The sequence below is a fragment of the Rhizobium sophorae genome (genome assembly GCF_013087515.1).
Classification (GTDB): Bacteria; Pseudomonadota; Alphaproteobacteria; order Rhizobiales; family Rhizobiaceae; genus Rhizobium; species Rhizobium sophorae.
The window spans coordinates 58,138-83,794 of sequence record NZ_JABFCN010000022.1; the positions used below are offsets into that span (position 1 = coordinate 58,138).

General features: G+C 61.4%; 28 protein-coding genes. 14 read left to right on the plus strand and 14 right to left on the minus strand.

Features of this window, described 5'->3' with window-relative positions; genetic code table 11:
* The first annotated feature begins 3 nt into the window (after positions 1–3).
* Entirely contained in the window at positions 4–1,020 is a 1,017-nt protein-coding gene (locus G9X64_RS13200) for a DUF2125 domain-containing protein (RefSeq protein WP_171376669.1), read from the plus strand.
* Between the two features lie 104 nt (positions 1,021–1,124).
* Here the strand turns inward: G9X64_RS13200 and G9X64_RS13205 are convergent, their stop codons facing one another.
* The 4 genes from G9X64_RS13205 to G9X64_RS13220 all read right to left on the minus strand — a co-directional run bounded on the left by G9X64_RS13205 (position 1,125) and on the right by G9X64_RS13220 (position 4,586).
* On the minus strand, positions 1,125–1,544 hold the full coding sequence (locus G9X64_RS13205) for a GNAT family N-acetyltransferase (RefSeq protein ID WP_171376670.1): 420 nt from the start codon (positions 1,542–1,544) through the stop codon (positions 1,125–1,127).
* Between the two features lie 8 nt (positions 1,545–1,552).
* The gene (locus G9X64_RS13210; RefSeq protein ID WP_171376671.1) at positions 1,553–2,476 is read right to left on the minus strand and encodes a prephenate/arogenate dehydrogenase family protein; all 924 of its coding nucleotides are present in this window, start codon (positions 2,474–2,476) and stop codon (positions 1,553–1,555) included.
* Positions 2,473–3,570, minus strand: a complete 1,098-nt coding sequence (gene hisC, locus G9X64_RS13215) for a histidinol-phosphate transaminase (protein WP_171376672.1) — start codon at positions 3,568–3,570, stop codon at positions 2,473–2,475. Before hisC ends, G9X64_RS13210 begins: the two co-directional genes overlap by 4 nt.
* Before the next feature lie 194 nt (positions 3,571–3,764).
* Entirely contained in the window at positions 3,765–4,586 is an 822-nt protein-coding gene (locus tag G9X64_RS13220; RefSeq protein ID WP_171376673.1) for a class I SAM-dependent methyltransferase, read from the minus strand.
* A 53-nt stretch (positions 4,587–4,639) separates the two neighbouring features.
* On the opposite strand from G9X64_RS13220, the gene gloB reads away from it, so the two are divergent.
* Together gloB and G9X64_RS13230 are read left to right on the plus strand one after the other, a co-directional pair.
* Positions 4,640–5,410 (plus strand): hydroxyacylglutathione hydrolase, encoded by a 771-nt coding sequence (gene gloB / locus G9X64_RS13225; protein ID WP_171376674.1) that lies wholly within the window; start codon positions 4,640–4,642, stop codon positions 5,408–5,410.
* Positions 5,410–5,832: a cupin domain-containing protein gene (locus G9X64_RS13230; protein WP_168313450.1), complete on the plus strand. Its 423-nt coding sequence runs from the start codon at positions 5,410–5,412 to the stop codon at positions 5,830–5,832. Before gloB ends, G9X64_RS13230 begins: the two co-directional genes overlap by 1 nt.
* Positions 5,833–5,835: 3 nt before the next feature.
* Here G9X64_RS13230 and yddG read toward each other — a convergent pair whose 3' ends face one another.
* Together yddG and G9X64_RS13240 are read right to left on the minus strand one after the other, a co-directional pair.
* Complete coding sequence (gene yddG / locus G9X64_RS13235; RefSeq protein WP_171376675.1) at positions 5,836–6,726, minus strand: aromatic amino acid exporter YddG; 891 nt, start codon at positions 6,724–6,726, stop codon at positions 5,836–5,838.
* 30 nt (positions 6,727–6,756) lie between these two features.
* Positions 6,757–7,539: a DUF3108 domain-containing protein gene (locus tag G9X64_RS13240; RefSeq protein ID WP_168313448.1), complete on the minus strand. Its 783-nt coding sequence runs from the start codon at positions 7,537–7,539 to the stop codon at positions 6,757–6,759.
* 243 nt (positions 7,540–7,782) lie between these two features.
* Here G9X64_RS13240 and rpmB point away from each other — a divergent pair, with 243 nt between their 5' ends.
* Both rpmB and G9X64_RS13250 read left to right on the plus strand, forming a co-directional pair.
* The gene (gene rpmB, locus G9X64_RS13245) at positions 7,783–8,082 is read left to right on the plus strand and encodes a 50S ribosomal protein L28 (RefSeq protein WP_171376676.1); all 300 of its coding nucleotides are present in this window, start codon (positions 7,783–7,785) and stop codon (positions 8,080–8,082) included.
* 112 nt (positions 8,083–8,194) lie between these two features.
* Positions 8,195–8,830 (plus strand): VUT family protein, encoded by a 636-nt coding sequence (locus G9X64_RS13250; protein WP_171376677.1) that lies wholly within the window; start codon positions 8,195–8,197, stop codon positions 8,828–8,830.
* A gap of 6 nt (positions 8,831–8,836) precedes the next feature.
* Here the strand turns inward: G9X64_RS13250 and G9X64_RS13255 are convergent, their stop codons facing one another.
* From G9X64_RS13255 to G9X64_RS13275, 5 genes are all read right to left on the minus strand, one after another.
* Entirely contained in the window at positions 8,837–9,403 is a 567-nt protein-coding gene (locus tag G9X64_RS13255; RefSeq protein ID WP_168314983.1) for an ATP-binding protein, read from the minus strand.
* Positions 9,404–9,685: 282 nt separating this feature from the next.
* Positions 9,686–10,720, minus strand: coding sequence for an esterase-like activity of phytase family protein (locus G9X64_RS13260; protein WP_171376678.1), 1,035 nt, complete (start codon positions 10,718–10,720; stop codon positions 9,686–9,688).
* 13 nt (positions 10,721–10,733) lie between these two features.
* Entirely contained in the window at positions 10,734–12,632 is a 1,899-nt protein-coding gene (gene cobT / locus G9X64_RS13265) for a cobaltochelatase subunit CobT (protein ID WP_168310332.1), read from the minus strand.
* A gap of 12 nt (positions 12,633–12,644) precedes the next feature.
* Positions 12,645–13,637, minus strand: a complete 993-nt coding sequence (gene cobS / locus G9X64_RS13270; RefSeq protein ID WP_064647653.1) for a cobaltochelatase subunit CobS — start codon at positions 13,635–13,637, stop codon at positions 12,645–12,647.
* A 310-nt stretch (positions 13,638–13,947) separates the two neighbouring features.
* Positions 13,948–14,565: a J domain-containing protein gene (locus G9X64_RS13275; protein ID WP_018482761.1), complete on the minus strand. Its 618-nt coding sequence runs from the start codon at positions 14,563–14,565 to the stop codon at positions 13,948–13,950.
* A 102-nt stretch (positions 14,566–14,667) separates the two neighbouring features.
* On the opposite strand from G9X64_RS13275, the gene G9X64_RS13280 reads away from it, so the two are divergent.
* Complete coding sequence (locus G9X64_RS13280) at positions 14,668–14,952, plus strand: BolA family protein (protein ID WP_018243805.1); 285 nt, start codon at positions 14,668–14,670, stop codon at positions 14,950–14,952.
* A 102-nt stretch (positions 14,953–15,054) separates the two neighbouring features.
* Here G9X64_RS13280 and G9X64_RS13285 read toward each other — a convergent pair whose 3' ends face one another.
* Genes G9X64_RS13285 through G9X64_RS13295 form a run of 3 tightly spaced genes read right to left on the minus strand, consistent with a single transcriptional unit; the run spans position 15,055 to position 18,082 of the window.
* A complete protein-coding gene (locus tag G9X64_RS13285; RefSeq protein ID WP_168314760.1) occupies positions 15,055–16,365 on the minus strand; it encodes an HlyC/CorC family transporter in 1,311 nt (436 codons plus the stop codon).
* Complete coding sequence (gene aroB / locus G9X64_RS13290) at positions 16,365–17,495, minus strand: 3-dehydroquinate synthase (RefSeq protein WP_168314761.1); 1,131 nt, start codon at positions 17,493–17,495, stop codon at positions 16,365–16,367. The genes G9X64_RS13285 and aroB overlap by 1 nt, the downstream gene beginning before the upstream one ends.
* On the minus strand, positions 17,492–18,082 hold the full coding sequence (locus G9X64_RS13295; protein ID WP_065281446.1) for a shikimate kinase: 591 nt from the start codon (positions 18,080–18,082) through the stop codon (positions 17,492–17,494). Before G9X64_RS13295 ends, aroB begins: the two co-directional genes overlap by 4 nt.
* 147 nt (positions 18,083–18,229) lie before the next feature.
* Here G9X64_RS13295 and G9X64_RS13300 point away from each other — a divergent pair, with 147 nt between their 5' ends.
* The 8 genes from G9X64_RS13300 to G9X64_RS13335 all read left to right on the plus strand — a co-directional run bounded on the left by G9X64_RS13300 (position 18,230) and on the right by G9X64_RS13335 (position 25,652).
* Positions 18,230–18,406, plus strand: coding sequence for a hypothetical protein (locus G9X64_RS13300; protein ID WP_012759201.1), 177 nt, complete (start codon positions 18,230–18,232; stop codon positions 18,404–18,406).
* Positions 18,407–18,411: 5 nt separating this feature from the next.
* Entirely contained in the window at positions 18,412–19,365 is a 954-nt protein-coding gene (xerD, locus tag G9X64_RS13305; RefSeq protein WP_171376679.1) for a site-specific tyrosine recombinase XerD, read from the plus strand.
* A gap of 62 nt (positions 19,366–19,427) precedes the next feature.
* Entirely contained in the window at positions 19,428–20,381 is a 954-nt protein-coding gene (locus G9X64_RS13310; protein ID WP_168310328.1) for an acetyl-CoA carboxylase carboxyltransferase subunit alpha, read from the plus strand.
* Positions 20,382–20,577: 196 nt separating this feature from the next.
* A complete protein-coding gene (locus G9X64_RS13315) occupies positions 20,578–21,804 on the plus strand; it encodes a L,D-transpeptidase family protein (protein WP_168314763.1) in 1,227 nt (408 codons plus the stop codon).
* A 5-nt stretch (positions 21,805–21,809) separates the two neighbouring features.
* A complete protein-coding gene (locus tag G9X64_RS13320; protein WP_017989572.1) occupies positions 21,810–22,034 on the plus strand; it encodes a sulfurtransferase TusA family protein in 225 nt (74 codons plus the stop codon).
* Between the two features lie 628 nt (positions 22,035–22,662).
* Entirely contained in the window at positions 22,663–23,640 is a 978-nt protein-coding gene (locus tag G9X64_RS13325) for a TRAP transporter substrate-binding protein (RefSeq protein WP_171376680.1), read from the plus strand.
* Positions 23,641–23,788: 148 nt separating this feature from the next.
* A complete protein-coding gene (locus G9X64_RS13330) occupies positions 23,789–24,367 on the plus strand; it encodes a TRAP transporter small permease (RefSeq protein WP_171376681.1) in 579 nt (192 codons plus the stop codon).
* Between the two features lie 4 nt (positions 24,368–24,371).
* Entirely contained in the window at positions 24,372–25,652 is a 1,281-nt protein-coding gene (locus G9X64_RS13335; RefSeq protein ID WP_151518074.1) for a TRAP transporter large permease, read from the plus strand.
* Positions 25,653–25,657 lie beyond the last annotated feature (5 nt).

Here is a 25,657-nt window from a genome sequence, read left to right on the forward strand (position 1 = left end):
ATCATGGCAGCGTCAAGCCGATCCGGCAGCAGCCAATCCGGCAGCAGCAAGAAATTCTGGTTGCTGGGTGGAGGCGTCCTCCTGGCGATCGCGCTTTATACCGGCGGCTGGTTCTATGCGGCGTCGGCGTTGAAGACCACGGTGCTGAAGGCGATCGCGCCGCGCGACCAGGCAGGCGTCAGCGGCGAATGCTCCGATATCGAATTCCGCGGCTATCCCTTCCGTATCGGTCTGTTCTGCTCGAAGATCGACATCGACGACAATGTCAACGGCGTCTCCGCCACCTTCGGCGCACTGCGTTCGGCAGCCCAGGTCTATGCGCCCGGCAATATCGTCTGGGAACTCGATTCGCCGGCCGAAATCCGCACCAGCAACGGCCTTTCGATCTCGGCCCAATGGACGAACCTGCAGGCGAGTCTTGCAACCAGGCTGCAGGGTATCGACCGCAGCTCGACTGTCATCGAGGGTCTGAAGGCTATGGCCTTCTCCTCCTACACCGGCCAGACCATGAGCTTCGATGCCGCCCGCACCGAAATCCATCTGCGCCAGAACGGTGCCGATCTCGACGGCGCGATCTCCGTGCAGGACGCCAATACGGCGATCAAGGACTGGCCCCAGATCTTCCCGAAATTGTCGGCGAGCATCGATCTGACCGTCGCCGGCAAAGCCGGCCTGATCGACGGCAGTGATCCGAGCGGCCTCAATGGCGCCACCGGCGACCTGCGCCGCATCGTCGCCGACATCGGCGACGGCAAGGTGATGACGCTCACCGGCCCCTTCTCCTTCGACGAGCAGGGCTTCCTCTCTGGAAAATTCAAGCTGGAGATCGAACGGCTCGGCCCCTGGGGCGACAGCCTGAAACAGGCCTTCCCGGATATCGCCTCGACCGTCAACACGGCAACGAAACTCTTGAAGGCGCTTGCCGGCGGCGGCGATAAGGTCTCCGTCGATCTCGTCGTCGATCGCGGCAATGCCACCGTCAGCGGCTTCATCCCGCTCGGCCGGATTCCGCCGATCTGATACACCTCCCCCAAAACTGTCCAGTGGTTTTGGGATAGGGGGATGCACAGGAAATAGGAACAGGCCTGAGCGCGTCGCATGATTACGGCTCGACGCGAGGCGCTTCAGGCAATTCGCTTGATGAAGAAGACTTCCGGGACCGATTGCAGGCCGGGCAGCTCGATCGCGCCGGTTTCGGAGAATCCGTTGCGGCGATGCCAGTCCTGAGGCCGGCTTTCGTCGCATTCGCTCGACGTCATCAGCAGGCGGGCGCCGTCGCCGCGCATGGCGTCTTCCCAGGCGAGAAACAGCGCCGTTCCAACGCCCGACCGGCGGTGGCCGGGCAGGACGCGGATCATTTCCATATAGGGAACCCTGCCCCAGAAGCGGGAGAAGCGGAGGAAACCGACAATCTCGCCGGCCTCCCTGGCAACCAGATATTCGCCGAGCGCCACGCACCGCGATACCCACGCTTCACCGGCGCTGGCATCCTCGCGCACCAGCCAGTCGATATCCGCCAGGCCGGCGCTTGCCACCTCCACCATCGCGGCGATTACTTCTTATCCAGCGCGTGGCGGCCGAAATCGGGCGCGTCGACATCCTGGCCAGCCTGGACGATCGAACGGCGGATGGCGCGCGTGCGGGTGAAGAGTTCGAAAATCTTGTCGCCCTCGCCCCAGCGGATGGCGCGCTGCAGATAGGCGAGATCCTCCGAAAAACGCGCCAGCATTTCGAGGATCGCATCGCGGTTGTGCAGGCAGACATCGCGCCACATGGTCGGGTCGGAGGCAGCAAGGCGGGTGAAATCGCGAAAGCCGGAGGCGGAATATTTGATGACCTCAGACTCCGTCACCGTCTCCAGATCGTCGGCCGTGCCGACGATATTGTAAGCGATGATATGCGGCAGGTGCGAGACGATGGCGAGCACCTTGTCGTGATGCTCAGCATCCATCTCGTCGACCTTCGAGCCCAGCGCTTCCCAGAAGTTGCGCAGCCGCTTTAGTGCCACCTCGTCGGTGCCGGCGACCGGCGTGAAGATGCACCAGCGACCTTCGAAGAGGCCGGGAAAGCCAGCATCCGGGCCGGATTTTTCGGTGCCGGCCAGCGGATGGCCGGGGATGAAATGCACATTACCAGGCATATGCGGCAGCATTTGCGCAATGACAGAAGCCTTTGTCGAACCGACATCGGTGACGATGGCCCCGGGCTTCAGGTTTCCCGAGATCTCCCTCGCCACGCTTTCCGAAGCGCCGACCGGCACCGAGACGATCACCAGATCGGCATCCTTGACTGCATCCTGCGACGACGTCGTATAGCGATCGCCGAGGCCAAGCTCTTCCGCGCGCTTCAGCGTATCGGGGCTGCGTGTGGCGACGACGATCTCCCTTGCAACGCCAAGCCGCCTGATATCATAGGCGAGCGACGATCCGATCAGGCCGATGCCGATCAGCGCGATACGATCGAACTGCACGCTCATCGCTGATGACCCATGAATTCGGTGAGCGCGGCAATCACGCCGCGATTGGCCTCCTCCGGGCCGATGCTCATGCGCAGCGCATTGGCGAAGCCATAACCGCGCACGGCCCGCAGGATGTAACCGCGGCTCGTCAGCAAATCGTCGGCATCCGCGGCGCGCTTGCCGTCGATCTCGGGGAAATGGATGAGGACGAAATTGGCAACGGACGGCGTCACCTTCAGGCCGATCGCTTCGAGCGCCTGGGTTAGCGTCTCCACCCACATCTGGTTGAAGGAGACGGCCTGCTGGATGAAGGCCTGGTCCCGGATGGCAGCGGCGGCGGCGGCGATTGCCGGTGCGTTCAAGTTGAACGGCGCGCGCACGCGGTTCAGCGCGTCGACGATCTCGGCAGGCGCATACATCCAGCCGACGCGTAGCGCCGCAAGACCGTAAGCCTTCGAGAAGGTGCGGGTCATCACCACGTTGGCATTGGATGATACGACCTCGATGCCGGCTTCATAATCGTTGCGGCGCACATATTCGGCGTAAGCCGCATCGAGCACCAGGACGACATGTTTCGGTAGTCCGGCCTGCAGGCGGCGGATCTCGCTGACGGAAACATAGGTGCCGGTCGGATTGCCGGGGTTAGCGATGAAGACGATCTTCGTCTTCTCCGTTACCGCGGCAAGGATCGCATCGACATCGACGGTATAGTCCTTCTCCTTGACGACGACGGGCGTGGCGCCTGCGCCCAGGATCTGGATCTTGTAGACGAGGAAGCCGTGCTCGGTGATGATGCCCTCGTCACCGGCGCCAAGATAGACATGGCAGAGCAGGCCGAGCAACTCGTCGGAGCCGTTGCCGCAGAGGATGTTTGCCGGATTGAGGCCGTGCACGGCGGCGATTGCCTCGCGCAGTTCGATCGCCTGCCCGTCAGGATAACGCCCCAGATTGTCGGCAACCGCCTTGAAGGCCTCGATTGCCTTCGGGCTCGCGCCGAGCGGCGTTTCGTTGGACGAAAGCTTGTAGACGCGGGCAACGCCCGGCGCATGTTCCTTGCCCGGCACATAGGCTGCGATATCGAGAATACCGGGACGCGGAACGGGTTTGCTCATCTCAACGCTCATGGTTCGACCTTGGAATTGCCGGTAAATCCGGGCTGAAAAACACCAAGTGGCATTAAAGCGGAATGCGATTGTTGTCGAGAGCTATGGGCGTGACACAAGCAGTTGGACACCGCCGGGAGCGACGTCAGCTCCAGCATAATTCCTTAAATCGGAATCGATTTACGGATAAAATTATGCAGCATTCAAAGTGCTACAGCGTCCTTTGCGCGTCTCGAAAAGACGCGCGGCGCTGTCGTGCGTGTGGTCGGTACGCCGTGAGGTGCGAGAACCGGCACGAAGACGCGGCGGGAGGCCCGCGCCGCAACCGGCAGCCCCTGATAGAGCCGCTTCTGCGCTTCGACGATGATGACGCCCGAAAAGGCCGGCCAAAGCGTTCGGCCGATCCGCTCGAAGGCGCGCCGCAGGCGCAGGATGGTTCTGAGCTTCGAGGGCGGGAAGAACAGCGCTTCAGCCGTCGCGCCCGGCGTGAAGTTCGTCTCGCGCAGCAGATTTGTCAGCTGACCGCGAGAATAGGGCCGGCCCGAACCGAAGGGCGTATGCTCCATGCGTGCCCAGACGCCGCGCCGATTCGGCACGACGATGACCAGCCGTCCGCCCGGCGCCAGCACCCGCCAGAGTTCCTTCAGCGTCTCGCGCGGGCTTTCGGCGAATTCCAGCGAATGCACCATCAGCACCCGGTCGATCGAGGAATCCGGCAGCGGCAGTTCCTCGTCGAAGACAAGCGCAGTCGTCGAAAGCGAACCCATTGGCCAGTTCACCGCGCCCTGCCCGGCCGGCATAAAAGCGAAGGTGCGCTCGGTATCGGCCTGGAAGCGGTCGAGGAAGGGCACGGCGTAACCGAGACCGACCAGACGCTCCTGCGGCAGCCGCACCCAGAGCGAGGACAGCGCCATGGCGATCGACTGCTCGGCAAGACGTCCGAGCTCGGAATGATAAAACTGGCGTAAGTCGACGATATCGGCGTGCATCTCGACAAATGTTATCAGCGGGCGGTTGGACTTCAAGGCCGGAACCTCTACATTTCCGCGAGACTCCTGGGATAAGGGATTATTGAACGATGAAACCTTTGGAATTAGACGTTTTTCTCTGCCGCACCGACAATTTCGGCGTTCTCGTGCACGATCCGGAGACAGGCTTTACCGCGGCGATCGATGCGCCGGAGGAGGCGCCGATTCTGGAAGCGGCGACACGTCGCGGCTGGAAAATCACCCATATCTTCACCACTCATCATCACACCGACCATGTCACAGCCAACCTGGCGCTGAAGGAACAGTTCGGCTGCGAGATCATCGGCCCGATCAACGAGGCCATTGCCATTCCCGGCCTCGATCGGACGATGGGCGATGGTGACAGCTTCCTTTTTGGCGACCACACGGTCAACGTCATCGAGACGCCCGGCCACACCGCCGGCCACATCTGCTATCACTTCGTCGATGATAAGCTCCTCTTTGCCGCTGACACGCTGTTTGCGCTCGGCTGCGGCCGGCTGTTCGAACGCCCGGCCGCCGACATGTGGCATTCCCTGCAGAAACTCGCCGTGCTGCCCGATGAGACCGCCATCTATTTCGGCCATGAATACACATTGTCCAATGCCCGCTTCGCGCTGACCGTCGATCCCGACAATGAGCGACTGAAGAACCGCGCTGCCGAGATCGAGGCCTTGCGCGCCGACGGCAAATTCACCATCCCGACGACGCTGGGGCTGGAAAAGGAAACCAACCCGTTTCTGCGCGCCGCCGATCCTGCGATCCGCCGCAATCTGCTGATGGAAGGCAAGACCAACGAGGAAGTCTTTGCAGAGATCCGCAAGCGCAAGGACCATTTCTGATGTCGCCTGAGGACATCATCCGCGAACTCGGCATGCAGCCGCATCCCGAAGGTGGCTGGTACGTGCAGACGTTCCGCGATACGGCGGGCGGAGAACGCGGCCATTCGACGGCGATCTATTATCTGCTGGCCAGGGGGCAGCGTTCGCACTGGCATCGTGTCCATGATGCGGCGGAGGTCTGGCATTACTACGCCGGCGCGCCGCTCTCGCTGCATCGGTCGGAAGACGGAACGGCAAGCGAGACCCTGACGCTCGGAACGAATCTTCCTGCCGGCGAGCGGCCGCAAGCAATCATTCCCGCCAATTGGTGGCAATCGGCCGAAACCCTTGGCGATTTCACCCTGGTCGGCTGCACTGTCTCACCCGGCTTTGAATTTTCGAGCTTCGAGATGGCGCCGCCCGGTTGGAAGCCAGGCGGTTAAAGCCTATGCTGCAACCGCAGGCTGCGCCGGAGTTTTGCGGCGAAACATGTCCCGGGCGGCCAGCGCTGCTCCGCCGGTGACGAGCAGGCAGGCGAGAGCAATGCGCCAGCTCGGCTCGGCAAATCCGAACAGCACCAGAATAAGCGTCGAAAGCAGGGGTGCAGCATAACTTGCCGCGCCGAGAATCTGGATATCGCCGTTCTTGACGCCGTAATCCCACGCGTAGAAGGCAGCACCGACCGGAAAGAGCCCGAGCCCGGCGACGGCGACCCATTCGAAAGTCGTTTCCGGCCAGACGGTCGCCTCAAGGCCGAGATGGCAGAAGAGCGACAGGATGGAGGTCGCAAGGCAGAAGCCGGTGACGACATCCGTGGAGACGGCGTCGAAACGCCGCGTCAGCAGTGAATAGCCGGACCATGTGAAGGCGCAGAGAAAGGCAGCACCGTAACCAATGGCATAGGCGCCGTCGAACTCGATGCCGTTGCGGCTAACGATCAGGAAGGTGCCGCAAAGCCCGGCAAGCGCACCTGCCACATGATACCAGCGCAACCGTTCGCCCGGCAGCAGCGCCGAACCGACGACGATCAGCAGTGGCCAGAGATAGGCGATCAGCCCCGCCTCCACCGCCGGCGCGTTCCGGAGCGCGGTAAAATAGAGGAAGTGATAACCGAACAGCCCCATAATGCCTGTTATCCAGACCTTGGCCGGCTGCTTCAGCAGCGCCAGCCGCGAGGGATTGAGGATCAGCACGACGAGGCCGGGAATGCTGCCGATCGCAAAGCAGACGGCTGAAAGCTGGAACGGCGGCATCTTGCCGGAGGCGGTCGTGAACAACGCCAGGAACGACCACATCAGAATGGCCGTAAAACCGATCAACGTCGCGCGAAGCTTCACCTGTCCCCCTTCACGAAGGCAGAAGCCCCGTCAGCTGTTGCTGCCGTATTTGACGGCAGTGATCGTCACCATTCCATATTCGGTTGGAATGCGCACATAGACAGGAGCGTATACATTTGCCGCGTCCGACTTGGCAAACCAGATTTCCATGCGGTTGCTCTTGCTAAGATAGTCGATGTCCTTGCGGCCCTTCTTGTAGCCCGAGCGCGGTACGAAGCGCACGCTGCAGACGGTCGCCTTGCCCTTGAAGCCATTGGTGGAAAAATCCTCGTCGCCCTTCGGCGACAGCACCAGATCCATGCGCGTCTCGCCGTCGAAGATCGGCAGCGTCTGCGAGCAGACCTTGGTATCGCCGGTGAAGACCAGACCGGAGATCGGATCGAGCACCGAGCGCATGTCGCGCGGCGTGACGTCGATCCAGTTCTTCGGACGCTTCGGCATCGGTGTGGTCGTCGCCGAGATGATGTTGCCGTTGCGGTAGCTGACCTCGTAGACGCGGGCCTTCCTCTTGCCGCTCTTGTAGTAGAGCGAATATTTCGACGCCTGCAGCTTATTCTTGCGCACGACGCCGGTGACGCTGGTCTTGGCCGAAATCGTCGTGACGAGATCGGCAAGACCGGCAGAATTGATGTCGCCGGCGATCTTGTAGCTGTGATCGTCCTCGATCTGCGTCAGGAACGCGGCGCGCGCGATCGGCAGGCCGGCGAGCGCCACCCGGTATTCCGTCCGATGCTGGATTTCGGCCGCCGATGCCGGTATGGCAAGAAGTGCGGCGATGGCCGAAATGAAAATCCGTCTGCCCGAATGAGCCATGGAAAAAAGCCTTGTCTTGCTGCGCGCTGGCAGGCCCTTGCTGAGCGCTCTATACTCCTGCCGCGAAGGGAAGAAAACAGCAGCTTTTTGACAGAATTGCGGGAAAGGCCAAGGTTTGGCTTGACGCGAGCAGCCTGTCTGACTATAGAACCGCAACTTTCCAATCATGCCCGTTGGATTGCGCGCCTGGCTTTGCCGGGAATGGCAATTCGATGGCCCGAGAAAAACAAGAATAGGTGTTCCATGTCCCGCGTGTGCGAATTGACCGGCAAGGCCGTCCTGACTGGTAACAATGTCAGCCATGCCAACAACAAGACCAAGCGCCGGTTCCTGCCGAACCTGTGCCAGGTAACGCTGATTTCCGACGCTCTCAACCAGCGTTATCGTCTTCGCGTTTCGGCTGCCGCTCTTCGCTCCGTCGAGCATCGTGGCGGTCTCGATGCCTTCCTGCTGAAGGCCAGCGAAAGCGAACTGTCGATGCGCGCTCGCCTGCTGCGCCGTCAGATCGCCAAGAAGACCGCTGAAGCCGCTGCTGCTGCGTAAGCTTCTGCCCTTCTTTCATACGGCTTCAAAAGGCTTGAACGGATAATACCGGACAAGCCTTTTGCTTTGCCGGTTTGCTCCTCCAACTGGTGGCATCACCCAGGATAAAAAAATGCTGAAGATCCGCTATACCGTTGCCTATGTCGCGCTGATGACGCTCGTCGTCGTCGCCTCCAACTTCCTTGTCCAGTTTCCGCTGAACGCCGAAGTCGCCGGCATCAACCTTGCCGACATCCTGACCTGGGGCGCTTTCTCCTATCCGATCGCTTTCCTGATCACCGATCTGACCAACCGCCAGTTCGGCCCGCAGGCAGCCCGCAAGGTCGTCTTTGCCGGCTTCGCCGTCGGCGTGACGCTGTCCTTCTTCACCTCGGTGCCGCGCATCGCCATCGCCTCCGGTTCGGCCTATCTCGCCGGCCAACTGCTCGATATCGCCGTCTTCAACCGCCTTCGCCGCCAGGCCTGGTGGCGCGCGCCGCTGGTCGGTTCGCTAATCGGCTCGGCGCTCGATACGGTGATGTTCTTCTCGCTGTCCTTCGCCGCGTTCTTCGTCTTCCTCGGCCCGAACGACCCCTTTGCGCTGGAAGCAGCCCCCATCCTCGGCGTCTTCGCCACCGAGGCTCCGCGCTGGATCTCTTGGGCGATCGGCGATTTCGCCGTGAAGATGATCGTCGGCCTCATCATGCTGCTGCCCTATGGCGCACTGATGAATGTGCTGCGGCCGATGCAGGCCGCTCGCGCCAGCTAATTGAAGCTACAGACGCCGCCGGACCGCTCCGGCGGCGATCGCGGGATGCAGCAGAGCCTCTGCAACCAGATCGTCGATATCTCGTGACGAATCGAGCCGCAACACCGGCGCCGTCTGCGTTTCCAGCCATTGTTCATGCGCCGCAAGGCTGCGGCGTTCGGGACCGGCAGTGTCGTAGCTGGCGGCCCATTCGAGGAACTCCCCGCTTTTTACGGCCATGTCGCCACCGGGGCTGATTCTGTTTCCGTATCGGGCAATCTCCCGCGCAAGGATCCGCGCCATTCTAAGTTCGGGGTCGATCCTGAGGAACACGATCAGATCGTACAGCGGCTCAATCGGCCTTCCCCATTTCAGCGCCGACCCGGAGAGGATCCAGCCTTCATGCCGCGCCACCTCATCGAGCAACAGCCCGATGCGCTCGTCGGCATCCCTCGGCGTCGTGAACGGCGGATCGGTCGGCAGCCAGAAGAAATCGTCGGTGTCGAGATGGGCGATATCGAGCTTTTCGGCAAGCGCGCGGCCGAGCGATGTCGTGCCGGAACCGGACGCGCCCATGACATGGATATGCACCATGAATTTCCCTCCGAAGGCTGCTTTGTCGATGCCGCGGGGGATAGCCGAGGCATATGACATCGGTCTGACGCCTAGAGCATGTCGCGCAAAAGTGTGCAGCGGTTTTGCGACAACGACATGCGTAAAAACAAAGACCTAAAGCGCGACAAGCGAATCTGAAAGATCGCGACGCGCTATAGAGCGCCGTACGTCCTTTCGGACGCACAAAGGACGCTCTAACATTTTGAACCTAGGCATCGTGCTTTCTGAAATCGATTCCGATTTTCGGGCCGATGGCTAGGATCAATTCCGCTTCCGGGAATTCGGTGCTGACCACGCGGCCTCTTCCGAAAGCCGGAATTCCAGCATCAGATTGCGCTGCAGGATCGAATGATTGTCGTCCGACACCAGAATGATACGGGTCGTGCCGTCGGCGGCCTGGAAAGCATCGAGCCCTTCCATATTGTCGATCTGCGAGTTGAAATTACCTTCCAGCAACAATTCGCCGTCAACGACGGCGCCGGGCCTGATATCGGCGCCCTTGATGCGCCGAAGGCGCATGCCGATGCCTTCGGCCATGTTGAAGCGGCGCTCCAGCAGCAGCAGGTCGCCGTTCGGTAGGAAGGCACCGTCGGTGATGTCGAAGCTGCCGTCCCGCTTAACCGAGAAACGCCCTTTCAGCGGCCCGCTGAGAATGGCCGCCAGCCGATTGCCGTCACTGTCGAGACCGCGTTCGGAGACGACGACCACGCCGCCCCGCAGCGGGCTGGATGCCGGCGCCACGGTGATGGTTTCGATGCCGCGGTTGTCGTCCAGCATCTTTCGCGGGATGAGGATCGGCAGGGTGGCGATCGCTCCCGAGCCGGCAAAGCCAGGATCGGGATAGACATCGACGCGATGACCCTGCTCGAAGGAGACCAGGATCCGGTCGCCGTCAAGCGCCAGGCCCTCGGCATCCATATGTCCCTTGCCTTCGAAGCTGCGCCCGGCGCTGTTCTTCATCGGCGTGATCTCGACATCCGAAAGGCCGGAAAGCCTGCCCTTGACGTCGCGCTCGATGCTGCCGGTCAACCATTGGCCGGTATCGAGCACGACGACGAAATGTTTTTGGTCCGGCCGGAAACGGATGGAGGAGAGCGAGCCGAACAGCACTCTGCTGGAGACCATTTCCAGCCCTCCGAGAAATTCCAGCGATCCGAATTGCGTCTCCGAAGAGCCGATCCTGAAGTCGGATATTTGCCGGCTAATGACCGGCCCGTCGCCGGCCCATGACGAGGAAGCGCCGGCTGCGATGCAGAGAGCGATCGACGCCGCACGGCAGAGGCGCTTGACCGTCATTTTTCCAGCGGCGTCAGCCGGCACGGCGTATCCGGCCGCCGCGCGGCTGGGATTGATCTTCGAACAGTGAGGCAAGCTGCTCGGTCATCGCACCGGCAAGCTCGTCCGCGTCGACGATCGTCACGGCACGGCGATAGTAGCGTGTCACGTCGTGGCCGATGCCGATCGCCAGCAGTTCGACAGGCGAGCGCGTCTCGATCTGTTCGATGACGGCGCGCAGATGCCGCTCCAGATAATTGCCCGGATTGACCGACAGCGTCGAATCGTCCACCGGCGCGCCATCCGAGATCATCATCAGGATGCGCCGCTGCTCGCGGCGCGCGAGCAGGCGATTATGCGCCCAGATCAGCGCCTCGCCGTCGATATTTTCCTTGAGCAGGCCCTCGCGCATCATCAGCCCGAGATTGGCGCGCGCGCGCCGCCACGGCGCGTCGGCCGATTTATAGATAATATGGCGCAGGTCGTTGAGGCGGCCAGGCGTCTGCGGCTTGCCGCCGGCAAGCCAGTTTTCACGCGCCTGCCCGCCCTTCCAGGCCTTGGTCGTAAAGCCCAGGATCTCGACCTTGACGCCGCAACGCTCCAGCGTGCGGGCGAGAATGTCGGCACAGGTGGCGGCAACCGTGATCGGCCGGCCGCGCATCGAGCCGGAATTGTCGATGAGCAGTGTAACGACGGTATCGCGGAACTGGGTGTCGCGCTCCATCTTGAAGGAGAGCGCCTGCATCGGATCGATGATGATGCGCTGCAGCCGGGCCGGATCGAGATAGCCCTCTTCCAGGTCGAAATCCCAGGAGCGGTTCTGCTGCGCCATCAGCCGGCGCTGCAGCCGGTTGGCGAGACGGCCGACGGCGCCCTGGAGATGCGCCAGCTGCTTGTCGAGGAAGGCGCGCAGGCGCTCCAGCTCGGCGGCGTCGCAAAGTTCTTCGGCGGTGATGATCTCGTCGAACTCTTCGGTAAAGACGTGATAATCGACTTTCTCGTTGAAATCGGCAAAAGGCGTGTTCGGCCGGCGGGTCTCGCCCGGCGTTTCGGAATCGTCCTCACCCTCTTCCATCATGTCGTCGTCGGAGATTTCGGCGCCTTCGGTCTCGCCGTCCTCCATCTGCTCGTCGGCGACTTCACTGTCCTCGACGGGGGCGGCATCGGTGCCGGCATCCTCATCGACCTCGTCCTGGTCCTGTTCGTCGCCGCTCGGCTGGTCTTCCTGCTCCGACTGGTCGTCATTGTCGGCGTCACTGTCGTCGTCGCCGTATTCCTCGGCCATTTCCATGGCCGACAGCATGTTGCGGATGACCTTGGCGAAGGCTTGCTGGTCGTTGATCGCGTTTGACAGGTTGTCGAGTTCGGACCCTGCCTTGTCCTCGATAAAGTCGCGCCAAAGGTCGAGCACCTTGCCGGCGGAGGCCGGCGGGCGCTGGCCGGTCAGCTTCTCGCGCACCATCATCGCAACCGCTTCGCCGACCGGTGCGTCTTCCCGGCGCTCGATGCCAGTAAAATTCGCCTTGGAATATTTCTCTTCCGTCATGGAACGCAGGTTCGACGCCATGCCCTCCATGCGCAGCGCACCGATCGATTCGACGCGCGCCTGCTCGACCACATCAAAGATCGCCCGGGCGTCCGAGCCCTGCGGCGCCATCGTCGCATGCACCTTCTCGTCATGGCAGGCGAGCCGCAGCGCCATCGAATCGCCGAGACCGCGGGTGACCGCCAGCTCATGCGCCGTCGGCCGCTTGGAAAGTTCCGGCAGCCGAATGCGCTCACCGGTCATCCCCGGCCGTTCATTGGCGAAGGTCACCTCGACGTCACCGTCGCCGGCGATCGAGCGCACGCAGCCGGTTATCGCCCGGCGCAATGGCTCGACGTCGACAGGCGCGCCGGGCTTTGCTTTCGAATTGTCACCGCGAGCTGCCATGATCGGTCGGTCTCAAGCTCCGAGAACGATATTGGCGGCACTTTCCTTCAGCTCGACACCGAAGGCGCGCTGATAGTGCTCAGCGACCAACGGGCGTTCCAGCTCATCGCATTTGTTGAGGAAGGTGACGCGGAAGGCGAAGGCGAGATCGCCGAAGATCTCCGCGTTTTCGGCCCAGGTGATGACCGTGCGCGGGCTCATGACGGTTGAGAGATCACCGTTCATGAAGGCCGCGCGCGTCAGGTCGGCGACGCGCACCATCTTCGAAACCGTCTCGCGGCCGTTCTTGTCACTGCCGAAGCTCTTCACCTTGGCGGCGACGATGTTCACTTCGTGATCATGCGGCAGGTAGTTCAGTGTGGTGACGATCGACCAGCGGTCCATCTGCGCCTGGTTGATCTGCTGCGTGCCGTGATAGAGGCCGGTCGTGTCGCCGAGGCCGATCGTGTTCGCAGTCGCAAACAGACGGAAGGCGGGGTGCGGCCGAATGACGCGGCTCTGGTCGAGCAGCGTCAGGCGGCCTGAGGATTCGAGCACGCGCTGGATGACGAACATCACATCGGGACGGCCAGCATCATATTCGTCGAAGACGAGCGCGACATTGTGCTGATAGGCCCAGGGCAGGATGCCGTCCTTGAATTCGGTGATCTGCAGCCCGTCCTTGACGACGATCGCATCCTTGCCGACGAGATCGATACGGCTGACATGGCTGTCGAGGTTGATGCGCACGCAAGGCCAGTTGAGCCGCGCCGCCACTTGCTCGATATGCGAGGACTTGCCCGTGCCGTGATAACCGGAGATCATCACGCGGCGGTTATGGGCGAAGCCTGCGAGAATGGCGAGCGTCGTGTCGCGGTCGAACAGGTAGTCGGTATCGAGGTCCGGCACATAGGCGTCGCCCTTGCTGTAGGCGGGAACGCGGATGTCGGAGTCGATGCCGAAGGCTTCGCGAACCGAAACGGTGGTATCGGGCAGTTCTGATATATCCAGGTCGATCTTGCTCATCATGTCTCCAAGGCGGGTGATGCCACCCGGCCATACTGTCTCAGGCCATGTCGCAACCGTGACGCCGCGTTTTTTATTCCGCGCCCGTCCAGGTCGGAACGTCGGCGATGCTTCTCCGGGACTGAAACGAAACCTCGGCGGGATAATGACCGCGTGCGAGCATTCTTGAAAGAGTCCCGGACAAGAAACGCCGCGTCCGGAAGGTCGGCGGAGGCGATGTCGGGAAAACGCACAAATATGAGCCGCGTTTGCCTGCGGCCTCAGCCGATTTGGACCATACCCGATTGAAGCCCAAGAGCAAGGACGGGAATTAACAAAAACCGTTCTGCTTCAACAATTGATAGGCCTGGATGACGGCGCGGAAACGCTCCTCGGAGCCCCGGTCGCCGCCATTGGCATCCGGATGGTGTTTCTTCACCAGTTCCTTGTAGCGGCTCTTGATCTCCGCCGATGTCGCATTGGCATCGAGGCCCATCGTTTCGAAGGCCTTGCTTTCCAGAGATTTCAGCTTGCGCGCCTGCGGAAAACGCGGCCCGCTGCCCTTACCGCCTTCCTTGACGAAGCCGAAGGGATCGCGAACCCGGGTATAGGCGCCGGAGCGGATCTCCGAATGCAGCGGACTGTCCTTCGCCGCCTTGTTGACGCCGACCGTCCATGTCGGCCGATGGCCGGTAATCGCCTCTTTCTGGTAACGCGCGATCTCGCCGTCCGAAAGACCGGAGAAATAATTGTAGCCCTTGTTGTATTCCTTGACGTGCTCGAAGCAGAACAAAAAGAACTGGCCTTCCGCATTGCGGCCGACGGGAGCGCGATGCGCCCCCTTCTTGTCGCAACCGTCCCACTGACAGGTAGGCGGCGCCTGCTCTGTCTCCGGCTCGCGTTTGCGGCGTGTTCGGATGCGATCGAAATATTTGGAATCAAGTCTCATGACGGCGCTAATTATGGGGCTGTCGCGAAGCGACAACAAGAATTGACAAACGGGAATGTTGCTGGCTTGGTAGGTACCCTTTTCGCGAACCAGCAAGACCGGATGATGACCCTGCGAACCCGCATCGAAGAAAAACTTGTCGAAGCCTTCGCGCCCGAACGCGTAAGCGTCATCGACGAAAGCCATCTGCATGCCGGCCACCAACCTGATATCACCGGGACCGGCGAAACCCATATGCGTGTCAGGATCGTTTCCGGAAAATTCGCCGGCATGTCGCGGCTGGCGCGCCACCGGGCAATCACCGACCTGTTGAAACCGGAGCTCGATGCCGGCCTGCATGCGCTGGCCGTCGAACCGGCAGCACCCGGCGAACCGACCCGCTGGTAGCGGCACCAAAGCCTATATAGGCGTTGGCGGCCCGCAATCCTACAGCGCCGCGCGTCTTTTCAGACGCGCAAAAGGACGCTGTAACAATTTAAATGACTGGAATCAGCTGGGCTTTGCGCCGTCTTCCCCGGCCGGGCGGATGCGCAGCTTGGTGATGCGGTTCTTCTCCCGCTTCATGACGATGAAACGCTTGCCGTGGAAGGTGAAGGCCTGGCGCTCTTCCGGGATGGTCATCGATTCGTGGATGACGAGGCCGGCGATCGTCGTCGCCTCCTCGTCGGGCAGGTTCCAGTCGAGCGCACGGTTCAGGTCGCGGATCGGCACGCCGCCGTCAACGACGACGGAACCGTCGGCCTCCTGGCGCACGCCCTGTATCTCGATATCGTGCTCGTCGGAAATGTCGCCGACGATTTCCTCGAGAATATCCTCCAGCGTGACGATGCCCTGCACCTCGCCATATTCGTCGACGACGACGGCGAAATGCTGCTTGCGCCGCAGGAAGGCGTTGAGCTGGTCCTCGAGGTTGGTGCTGTCGGGCACGAACCACGGTTTCTGCGCGATCTTTCCGATATCGAGGTTCTGCGGCTCCATGCTCGGCTCGGCAAGCGCCCGCAGCAGATCCTTGGCGTGGACGACGCCGATGATGTTGTCGATCGTGCCGCGCCACAACGGCATGCGCGTATAGGGGCTTTCAAGGATGACGCGCACCACCGCTTCCGGCGGATCATCGGCGTTGATCGCCCGCATCGCGGTGCGGTGGACCATGATGTCGGAGAGTTCGAGTTCGCTAAGATCGAGCACGCCGCCGAGGCGATCGCGGTCGGCCTTCACCACGGAACCTTCGCGGTGCAGCAGATCGACGGCGCCGCGCAGTTCCTCATGTGCCGTCAGCATCGACATCTCCCGCGAGAGGTTGATGCCGAACAACGCAAGGATCCGGCGCACGATCGCGTTGACGAAGGAGGAAACCGGGCCGACGACGAGGACGAAAAGCCTGGCCGGAAATGCGACGGCGAGCGCGAAGCGCTCAGGCCTAGAAATCGCCCAGCTCTTCGGCAGCACTTCGGCGAAGATGACCAGGATGACAGTCATCGCCAGCGTCGCCAGCGCCACGCCGGAACTGCCAAACAGCCCGAGGAAGAGGCTGGTGGCGATCGAGGAAGACAGGATATTGGCGAGATTGTTGCCGATGAGCAGCGCGCCGATCAACCGGTCGCGCCGCTCGATCAACTGCCGAACGAGGCCGGCGCGTTCGTCGCCATTGACCTCGAGCGTATGGATACGACTGCGCGAAACGGCGGTCAACGCGGTCTCGGAGCCGGAAAAGAAGGCGGACATGAGCACCAGCGCCGTGATCGACAGGATCTCCGGCCAGTATGTCGCGAGAAATGCCAGAGCGCCTTCGACCGACATCAGGGATGTTTTTCCCGGAGAAAGCTGATCACTTCGGACGCCGGAACGTCGTCGGCGACGAAGGACTGGCCGATGCCGCGCGTCAGGATGAAGGTGAGCTTGCCGCTCTTGACCTTCTTGTCCTGGGCGATCGCGTCCATCAGCGATTCCGCCGGCGGCAGGTCGCCCGGAATGTCGGACATGCGGGTCGGCAGGCCGACCTCCTTCAGATGCCGCTCGACACGCCGCGCATCGTCGGGGCTTGCTAGGTTCATCCGTGCGGAGAATTCATGCGCCAGCACCATGCCGATCGAAACGCCCTCGCCATGCACGAGGCGGGAACTGTCATAGGCGGTCGCCGCTTCCAGCGCGTGGCCGAAGGTATGGCCGAGATTGAGCAGCGCCCGCTGACCATTCTCACGCTCGTCGGCAACGACGACATCGGCCTTCGCCTGGCAGCTGGTGGCAATCGCCTCGATGCGCGCAGAGCCGCCTGCAAAAACCGACTTCCAGTTCGCTTCCAGCCAGGCGAAGAAATCCGGCTTGTCGATCAGCCCGTATTTGGCGATCTCGGCGTAACCTGCGCGGAATTCGCGCGCGCTCAGCGAATTCAGCACATCCGTATCGGCCAGAACCAGGTCCGGCTGATGGAAGACGCCGATCAGATTCTTGCCGTGGCGGGAATTGATGCCGGTCTTGCCGCCGACGGAGGAATCGACCTGCGATAGCAGCGAGGTCGGCACCTGCACGAAGCGCACGCCGCGGCGGACGATGCCGGCCGCAAATCCCGAAAGATCGCCGATGACGCCGCCACCGAGCGCCATGACGTAATCGTTGCGCTCGACGCGGGCTTCGAGCACCTTATCGCAGGCCCTCATCAGATGTTCGAAGCTCTTGGTCTTCTCGCCGGCCGGCAGGACGACCTCAGCCGAGACGATGCCCGCTTCATCCAGACTTGCAACGACGGCCTTGAGATAGAGCGGAGCGACATTTTCGTCGGTGACGACAGCCGCCTTGCGGCCCTTGAGCCGGGAGGCGATCTCGGCGCCGGCCCGCGCAATCAACCCCGGCCCGATCAGGATGTCGTAGGCGCGCTCGCCGAGCGGCACATGCACCGTTCGGATGGCGGGGGCGGAGGGTATCGCATTCATGACGCTGCACTTTCCTTCTGAGCTTCGATCACGGCCTTTAAGACCTCGTCGGCCATGATTTCCTTGCGCACGTCGCGCGAAAGCACGGTGAGATCGGCCTGCGCATAGATCGGATAACGCGCATTCATCAGGCCTTCGAGCGTCTGCTTCGGATTTTCGGTCTTGAGCAGCGGCCGCGTGTCGCGCTTGGCGACCCGGTCCCACAGCACGTCGAGATCGGCCTTCAGCCAGACGGAAAGGCCGCCCTTCTTGATATGCTTGCGCGTCCGGTCGTTGATGAAGGCGCCGCCTCCGGTGGAGACGACACGCGGCCCGCTCTTCAGCAGCCGCTTGATCACCCGCGCTTCCAGCGCCCGGAACTCCTGCTCGCCATAGGCGGCGAAAAGCTCGGCGATCGTCATGCGCGACACCCGCTCGATCTCGAGATCACTGTCGATGAAGGGAATGGCGAGCTGGCTGGCGACGATGCGCCCGACGGAGGATTTGCCGGCGCCCATCAGGCCGACAAGGATGAGATTGCGTGAACCGAGCGCGGCGCGAGCTCTGTCTTTCAAGCTGTCAGCAACGGTCAGCAGTGGTTCACTCATCGGTCCATTCACACTTTGTTTGCAAACCGTATCGACAAATGCAGGTGTAGCGTCAAGTCGCAGGCAAGGGAATCATGGCTTGAATACCGCTTCTTGCACTTGCAGATAGGCTTCTTATAACAGAAGCGAGCATGAAGGAGTTACCTGATGCCGACCCTGTTCCGTTTCCTGTTCGTCTGCGCGATCCTCGCCGGGACGGTCTACGGAGCGATGCTGGCGCTTGTGACCTTCGTGGAGCCGCAGCAGCGCGACGTGACGATCCGCATTCCGTCCGAGAGGGTCAATCCGCCCGCCACGGGCGCCATCGACACGACCAGGAAGTAACCGGCATGGTGGATCTCGGCCGTGTCCATGTGGAATCCTTCCTGGAGATGATGAGCGCCGAACGGGGTGCTGCCGCCAATACGCTGCAATCCTATGAACGCGACCTCGACGACGTCCGCTCCTTCCTGACGGAGCGCAGCATACGGCTCACCGAAGCCGCCTCCGCCGATCTCGCCGCCTATCTCTCCTCGCTCGCCCGAAAGGGCTTCAAACCCTCGTCCCAGGCGCGCCGGCTTGCCGCCATGCGGCAGTTCTACAAGTTCCTCTATGCCGAGGGCCTGAGGACCGACGACCCCACAGGCATACTCGACGCGCCGAAGAAGGGCCGTCCGCTGCCGAAAACGATGGGCGTCGAAGAGGTCGGCAGGCTGCTTTCGCAGGCGGAGGCCGAGGCGGAAGATGCGGCTCCGGGCCAACTGCAGCGCCTGCGTATGCTGGCGCTGCTGGAACTGCTCTATGCCACCGGAATGCGGGTCAGCGAACTTGTCTCGCTTCCCGCCCGTGTGCTCGATCAGGAAGGCCGTTTCCTGATGATCCGCGGCAAAGGCAACAAGGAGCGGCTGGTGCCGCTGTCGCATTCGGCAATATCGGCGCTCAAATCCTACGGGCGCCTGCTGACGGCAGAAAATGCAGCAGTGAAGGAGCCGCAGGAAAGCCCATGGCTGTTTCCCGCTGCCTCGAAGGAGGGATACCTGCCGCGCCAGGTTTTCGCCCGCGACCTCAAGAACCTGGCGATCCGCGCCGGCCTGACGCCGTCGTTGATCTCGCCGCATGTCATGCGCCACGCCTTTGCGAGCCACCTGCTTGCCAACGGCGCCGATCTGCGCGTCGTACAGGAACTCCTCGGCCATTCGGACATTTCGACCACGCAGATCTACACACATGTCCTCGAAGAGAGGCTGCAGCAGCTTGTCCAGACGCATCACCCCCTTGCCAAACAGGCGAAAAAGCACGAATAGGACCGGCGACATGGGGCGGAGCCAGGAAAACGCCCCGGGCACAAGGAACGGAAACGCACCTCATGCACAATTATCTCGACTTCGAAAAGCCGATCTCCGACCTCGAAGGCAAGATCATCGAGCTGAAGAAGCTCGCAACGGAAGACGAGAGCATCGACACTACCGATGAGATTGGCAGGCTGGAGGTTCGCGTCCGCGAGGCGATCGTCGAAATCTATTCCAAGCTCAATCCCTGGCAGAAGACGCAGGTCGCCCGCCATCCGCAGCGCCCGCATTTCGTCGATTACGCCAAGACGCTGTTCCAGGAATTCACGCCGCTCGCCGGCGACCGAAAATTTTCCGAGGATGCCGCGATCCAGGCGGGCCTTGCCCGTTTCCGCGGCCAGCCCGTCGCCGTCATCGGCCAGGAAAAGGGCAACGACACCAAGAGCCGCCTGAAGCATAATTTCGGCAGCCCCCGCCCGGAAGGCTACCGCAAGGCGATCCGCATTCTTGAAATGGCCGATCGTTTCGGCCTGCCGGTGATTTCGCTGGTGGATACGGCAGGCGCCTATCCTGGCGTCGGCGCCGAAGAGCGCGGCCAGGCCGAGGCGATCGCCCGCTCGACGGAAATGTGTCTCGGCGTCAAGGTTCCGCTGGTCTCCGTCGTCATCGGCGAAGGCGGCTCGGGCGGCGCCATCGCCATCGCCACCGGCAACAAGGTCTATATGCTCGAGCATTCGATCTACAGCGTCATCTCGCCGGAAGGCGCCGCCTCCATCCTCTGGCGCGATTCCACCCGCGCCCGGGAAGCGGCGACCAACATGAAGATCACCGCCGAAGACCTGAAAACGCTCGGCGTCATCGACGGCATCATTTCCGAGCCGCTCGGTGGAGCGCATCGCGATCCCGACAGCGTGATAGCGGCAACCGGTGACGTGATCGCCAATGCTCTAGCCGAAATGGCACCCCGCTCCGGCGAGCAGTTGCGCAACGACCGCCGTCAGAAATTCCTCGCCATGGGCCGTAATCTCTAACAGACATTCGGTTTCTCATCGATTGGGGCCAAATCTTGGCCACATTGATGTTATCTGTAGCATTCGCGCTTGCGGGGATGTTCCAGGCACGTCATAGGCTGGTAAGGACTTGTAAAGTATAAACCGTCTATGATTCCGTTTGATGCCCGGACTCCATGGGCGGACCGGGTCGCATTATCTTTATGGGCTAGTTTGGATGCGCATACGTCATTTTGCCTATATTTCCCTCATGGCGCTGGCTCTGTCCGGCTGCAATGACGCGTTGGAAACCGCGCAGGTCGATCTTTCCAAGGTCAAGAACAAGGTCGAGCAGCCGCTTCCCAGCCATATCCTCGCTCAGATGTCCGCCAAGGGCATGGATCGCAATTCACCGATCATGATCCGCATCTTCAAGGAAGAAGGTGCCATGGAGATCTGGAAGGCGAAGACCGATAACCGTTTCGACAAGATCGCCGATTACAAGATCTGCGCCTGGTCCGGCCGTCTCGGCCCGAAGGTAAAGACCGGCGACCGGCAGGCGCCGGAAGGTTTCTACGACCTGACGCGCGCCAACCTGAACCCCAATTCCAAATATTATCTGGCGATCAACACCGGCTTCCCGAACCGCTACGACGCCGCGAACGGCCGCACCGGTTCCGATCTGATGATCCATGGCGCCTGCTCCTCCTCCGGCTGCTATTCGATGACCGACCAGCAGGTGCTGGAGATCTACGCTTTTGCCCGCGACGCTTTCAAAGGCGGCCAGGCGACGGTGCAGCTGCAGGCTTTCCCCTTCCGCATGACCGCGGAAAACATGGTCAAGCATCGCCTCGACAGCAATTACGACTTCTGGAAGATGCTGAAGGTCGGCTACGACAATTTCGAAGTGACGAAGCGCCCGCCCGAGGTAAATGTCTGCGAGAAGAAATACGTCTTCAATCAGCAGATAACCGACGGCGGCGCCTTCAATGCCGCCGGCAAGTGCCCTGCTATGTCGACGCCGCCGGCACTGACGGCGGCTCTCGCCTCCTACGGCAAGACCTACGATGCCGACTATGCCAAGGCGATGAGCAAATTTGACGGCATGGCCTGGTACGATCCCACGGAAGCCGAACGCAAGGCCGTGGTCGCCAAGCTGCGCAAGGGCCGCGAACTTGCTTACGCTCCGACCGGCACCTCGCTGGAAGCCGGCCGCATGGTCAAGGTCGCCGAACTTGAAGACCTGATGGCCAAGCGCACCGCGCAGGGCCTCGCCGCCAAGACCGCGCCGGGCGCCACGCCTGCAGCACCTGCCCAGCCGCAGGCAACGGCCGTCGCGGCCGCGACACCTACGGCCGTGCCGGTGCCGATGCAGAACCCGCTGGCCTTTGCGGCGCCCGAACCGCAGGAAACGGCGGACGCCACGGCAAAGAAGCCGTTCTGGAAATTCTGGGCGAGGAACTGAACGGCTTGAACCCCGTTCTCTACGATCTTCGCGGCTTGAAATGCCCACTCCCCGTGATCAAGACACGCAAGAAGCTTGCCGCCATGGCGAGCGGCACGCTCATTCGCGTCGACACCACCGATCCGCTCGCCGTGATCGATATGCCGCATTTCTGCAATGAGGACGGCCACGAGCTGGTCGAGACGGAAAAGACCGAAAGCGGCCACCGCTTCCTGATCCGCAAGCGCTAAAGCGCGTCGCGCAAACCGTGCAGCGGTTTTCGCGATAACGAGATGCGTAAAAACAAAGACCTGAAACGCGACGGGCAAATCTGAACGATCGCCACGCGCTGAGGTATCTGACCCTAGATTTTTGCGGCGCACATCAAGGCATGAGACGAGCCTGAGGGTTCTTACGAAGCGTACGCCCTCCACCATAAGGCTGTCGCCCGCGTCTCCAGCCTGGCCGGCTCGCGCTTTCGCAGCCGCCGGTGGGAGACCAGGCGCGGCGAAAATTCATCATACAACTACACAGCTTTTGTATGTTGACATTGCACTTTACAGGTTCTAGCCATAGTGAGCCGGTCGGAGGAACGGCAAGAATAGAGGAGGCTATCGATCCAAGTCTTCTGTTTCCATGAGAAGAGCGACAGTGTTCGCGTGAGGTAAGCAGCTGCTCCATCGGACACGATGGGCACTTTGACTTGTTGGTATGTCTCGATGAGCATCTTCCAACTGGCGCAACCTTTCGGGCCGGACCATCAGTGCCCGGTTGTGGAAACATCGCTGGAAGGCAAAGCGCGCAGAGGACCTTCCTCTAAGTCACAAAGCCGGGATACCCACTCTGAGAATTCATCGTCATGCAAAACGGGAGGAAAGCATGAAGAACTTTGTTAAACTGGCGGCCGGTCTTATGGTTGCCGCTTCATTCATGAGCGGGGCGGCCAGCGCTCAAACGGTGCTGAAATCGTCCGATACGCATCCGGACGGCTATCCGACAGTCGAGGGCGTCAAATATTTTGGCGAACTGTTGAAGGAGCGCACGCAGGGCCGCTATTCCCTCGAAGTCTATCATTCCGCCCAGCTCGGCGAGGAGAAAGACACGATCGAGCAGGTGCGCTCCGGCGTAATCGAGCTTAATCGTGTGTCAATGGCGCCCTTCAACGGCACTGTGAAGGAATCGATCGTTCCGGCTCTGCCCTATATCTTCCGTTCGGAAGAGCACATGCACAAGGTCATGGACGGCGCCATCGGCGACCAGATCAAGAAGGCGTTCGAGCCGGCCGGTCTGGTGGTGCTTGCCTTCTACGATGCCGGCGCACGCTCGTTCTATAACAAAACGAAGCCGATCAATTCGGTTGCCGATATGAAAGGTCTGAAGTTCCGCGTTATCCAGTCCGATATCTTCGTCGACATGGTGGCGGCCCTCGGCGCCAATGCCACGCCGATGCCCTATGGAGAAGTCTATTCCGCGATCGAAACGGGCGTCATCGACGGCGCGGAAAACAACTTCCCAAGCTACGACACCGCCAAGCACGCCGAAGTGGCGAAGAACTACTCGCTCGACGAGCATACGATCCTGCCGGAAGTGTTCGTCATGAACAAAGCGGCATTCGACAAGCTGACGCCGGAGGATCAGGCGGTCTTCAAACAGGCAGCCAAAGACAGCGTCGCCAAGCAGCGCGAGCTGTGGTCAGCCAAGGTCGCTGAATCGCGCGCCAATGTCGAAAAGCTCGGCGCTCAGATCACCATGCCGGACAAGCAGGGGTTCATCGACGCCATGGCTCCGGTTTATGAAAAGCACGTGAAAGACGACGTGCTGAAGAAGATGGTCGAGGATGTAAAGGCTGTGCAGTAGCCCTAGCCTGCCTTCTTTGTCGCGGAAAGCGGCGTCGGTTATCGGGGTGGACAGTTATCGCCACCCCGGTTCACCCGCCGCTTCGTGCACATCTTTCTCGTTTCCTTCCGCCAAGGGAGAGTGAGCGCCCAATTTCGACGAGGCCCTGATGTCGAACAACCTGACACCCGTCGTCAATTTTCTGACGCGCCTGAGCAACGCCGCCCTTTGGCTTGCGGGCACCGGCTTGGTGCTGATGACGGTCTTTGTCGCCTGGCAGGTATTTTGCCGCTATGTGCTGAATGACTCGCCGAGCTGGACGGAGCCGGGCTCGGTCATGCTGATGAGCTGGTTCATCTTCCTCGGCGCCGCCGTCGGCATCCGGGAGAACAATCATCTTGGTTTCGACGTGCTGCTTTATGTGCTGCCGAAATCCGGCAAGCGCGTTTTGCGTATGATCTCGGACGTCGTCATTCTCGCCTTCGGCGCCGGAATGGTATGGTACGGCGGAGCGCTCATGAGCCTGACCTGGAACACAACCTTGCCGTCGCTGGGTATTTCCGGCGCGTTCGACTATCTGCCGCTCGTAGGCGGCGGCGTGCTTGCCGTGATCTTCTCGCTGGAGCGTATCGTGCTCCGCCTCGCCGGCGAACCGATCGACGATGCGCTGGATGAGATTCTGCCGGCGGAAATCGCCGTCGAGATCGAAAACATCAATGCCGATCCGAACGTCAAATTGAAAGTCTAGTGCGATGGAACTCTGGATCCTGTTTGGTGTTTTCACCACCCTGATGCTGATAGGCACGCCGATCGCCTTCTGCCTCGGCGTCGCCAGCTTCGCCACGGTGCTCTACATGGGCCTGCCGCCGCTGGTCATCTTCCAACGGCTCAATTCCGGCATGAGCGTATTTTCGCTCCTCGCCATCCCCTTTTTCATTTACGCCGGCGACCTGATGGTGCGCGGCGGCATCGCCAGCCGCATCGTCGCCTTTGCCGCATCACTGGTCGGCCACGTACGCGGCGGCCTCGGCCAGGTCAACATCGTCACCGCCACGCTGTTCGGCGGCATCTCCGGTTCGGCGGTGGCAGAAGCCGCAGCCGTCGGCGGCCTGATGATCCCGCAGATGAAGCAGCGCGGCTATGGCGCCGATTATGCGGTGAACGTCACTTCAATGGCAGCGCTGATCGCGCTGCTCCTGCCGCCGTCCCACAACATGATCATCTATTCGATCTCGGCCGGCGGCAAGATCTCCATCGCCGACCTGTTCACCGCCGGCGTGTTGCCCGGACTATTGCTCGCGGCTGCGCTCATGGTGACCGCCTACATCGTCGCGCGCTCGCGCGGCTATCCGACAGAACCCTTTCCGGGCTTTGTCATGGTGGCTCATTTGCTCGCCGTCGCGCTGCCAGGGCTGCTGCTGATCGCCATCATCTTCGGCGGGGTGAGGTCCGGTATATTCACTGCGACGGAAAGCTCTTGCATCGCAGTGCTCTACGCGCTGCTGATAACCCTCCTGGTCTACCGACAGATGAGCTGGAGAGACTTCGTTCACGCCACGCAGGGCGCCGTGCGCACGACGGCAATGGTGCTTTTGATTATCGGCACAGCCGCCGCCTTCTCCTGGTTGATGGCCTTCCTTAAGGTGCCTGCCTCGCTGGTGATCTGGATGAAGAGCGTCGCCGACGATCCGCTGACGGTGCTGCTCCTGCTCAATGTCCTCATGCTTGTGCTCGGCACTTTCATGGACATGGGGCCGACCATCATTATCTGCACGCCGATCTTCTTGCCGGTTGCGCAGGCTTATGGTGTCGACCCGGTGCATTTCGGCGTCATCATGATCCTGAATTTCGGTATAGGGCTGAACACGCCTCCCGTCGGCGCGGTGCAATTTGTGGCTTGCGCAGTCGGCAAGATCTCGGTCTGGGAGGCCATGCGCTCGATCTGGCCGTTCTACGGTGCGGGCATCGTGGTGCTCGGGCTGGTCACTTACATCCCGGCGATTTCGCTGTGGCTGCCGAGCGTGTTCAAATAGGAGTG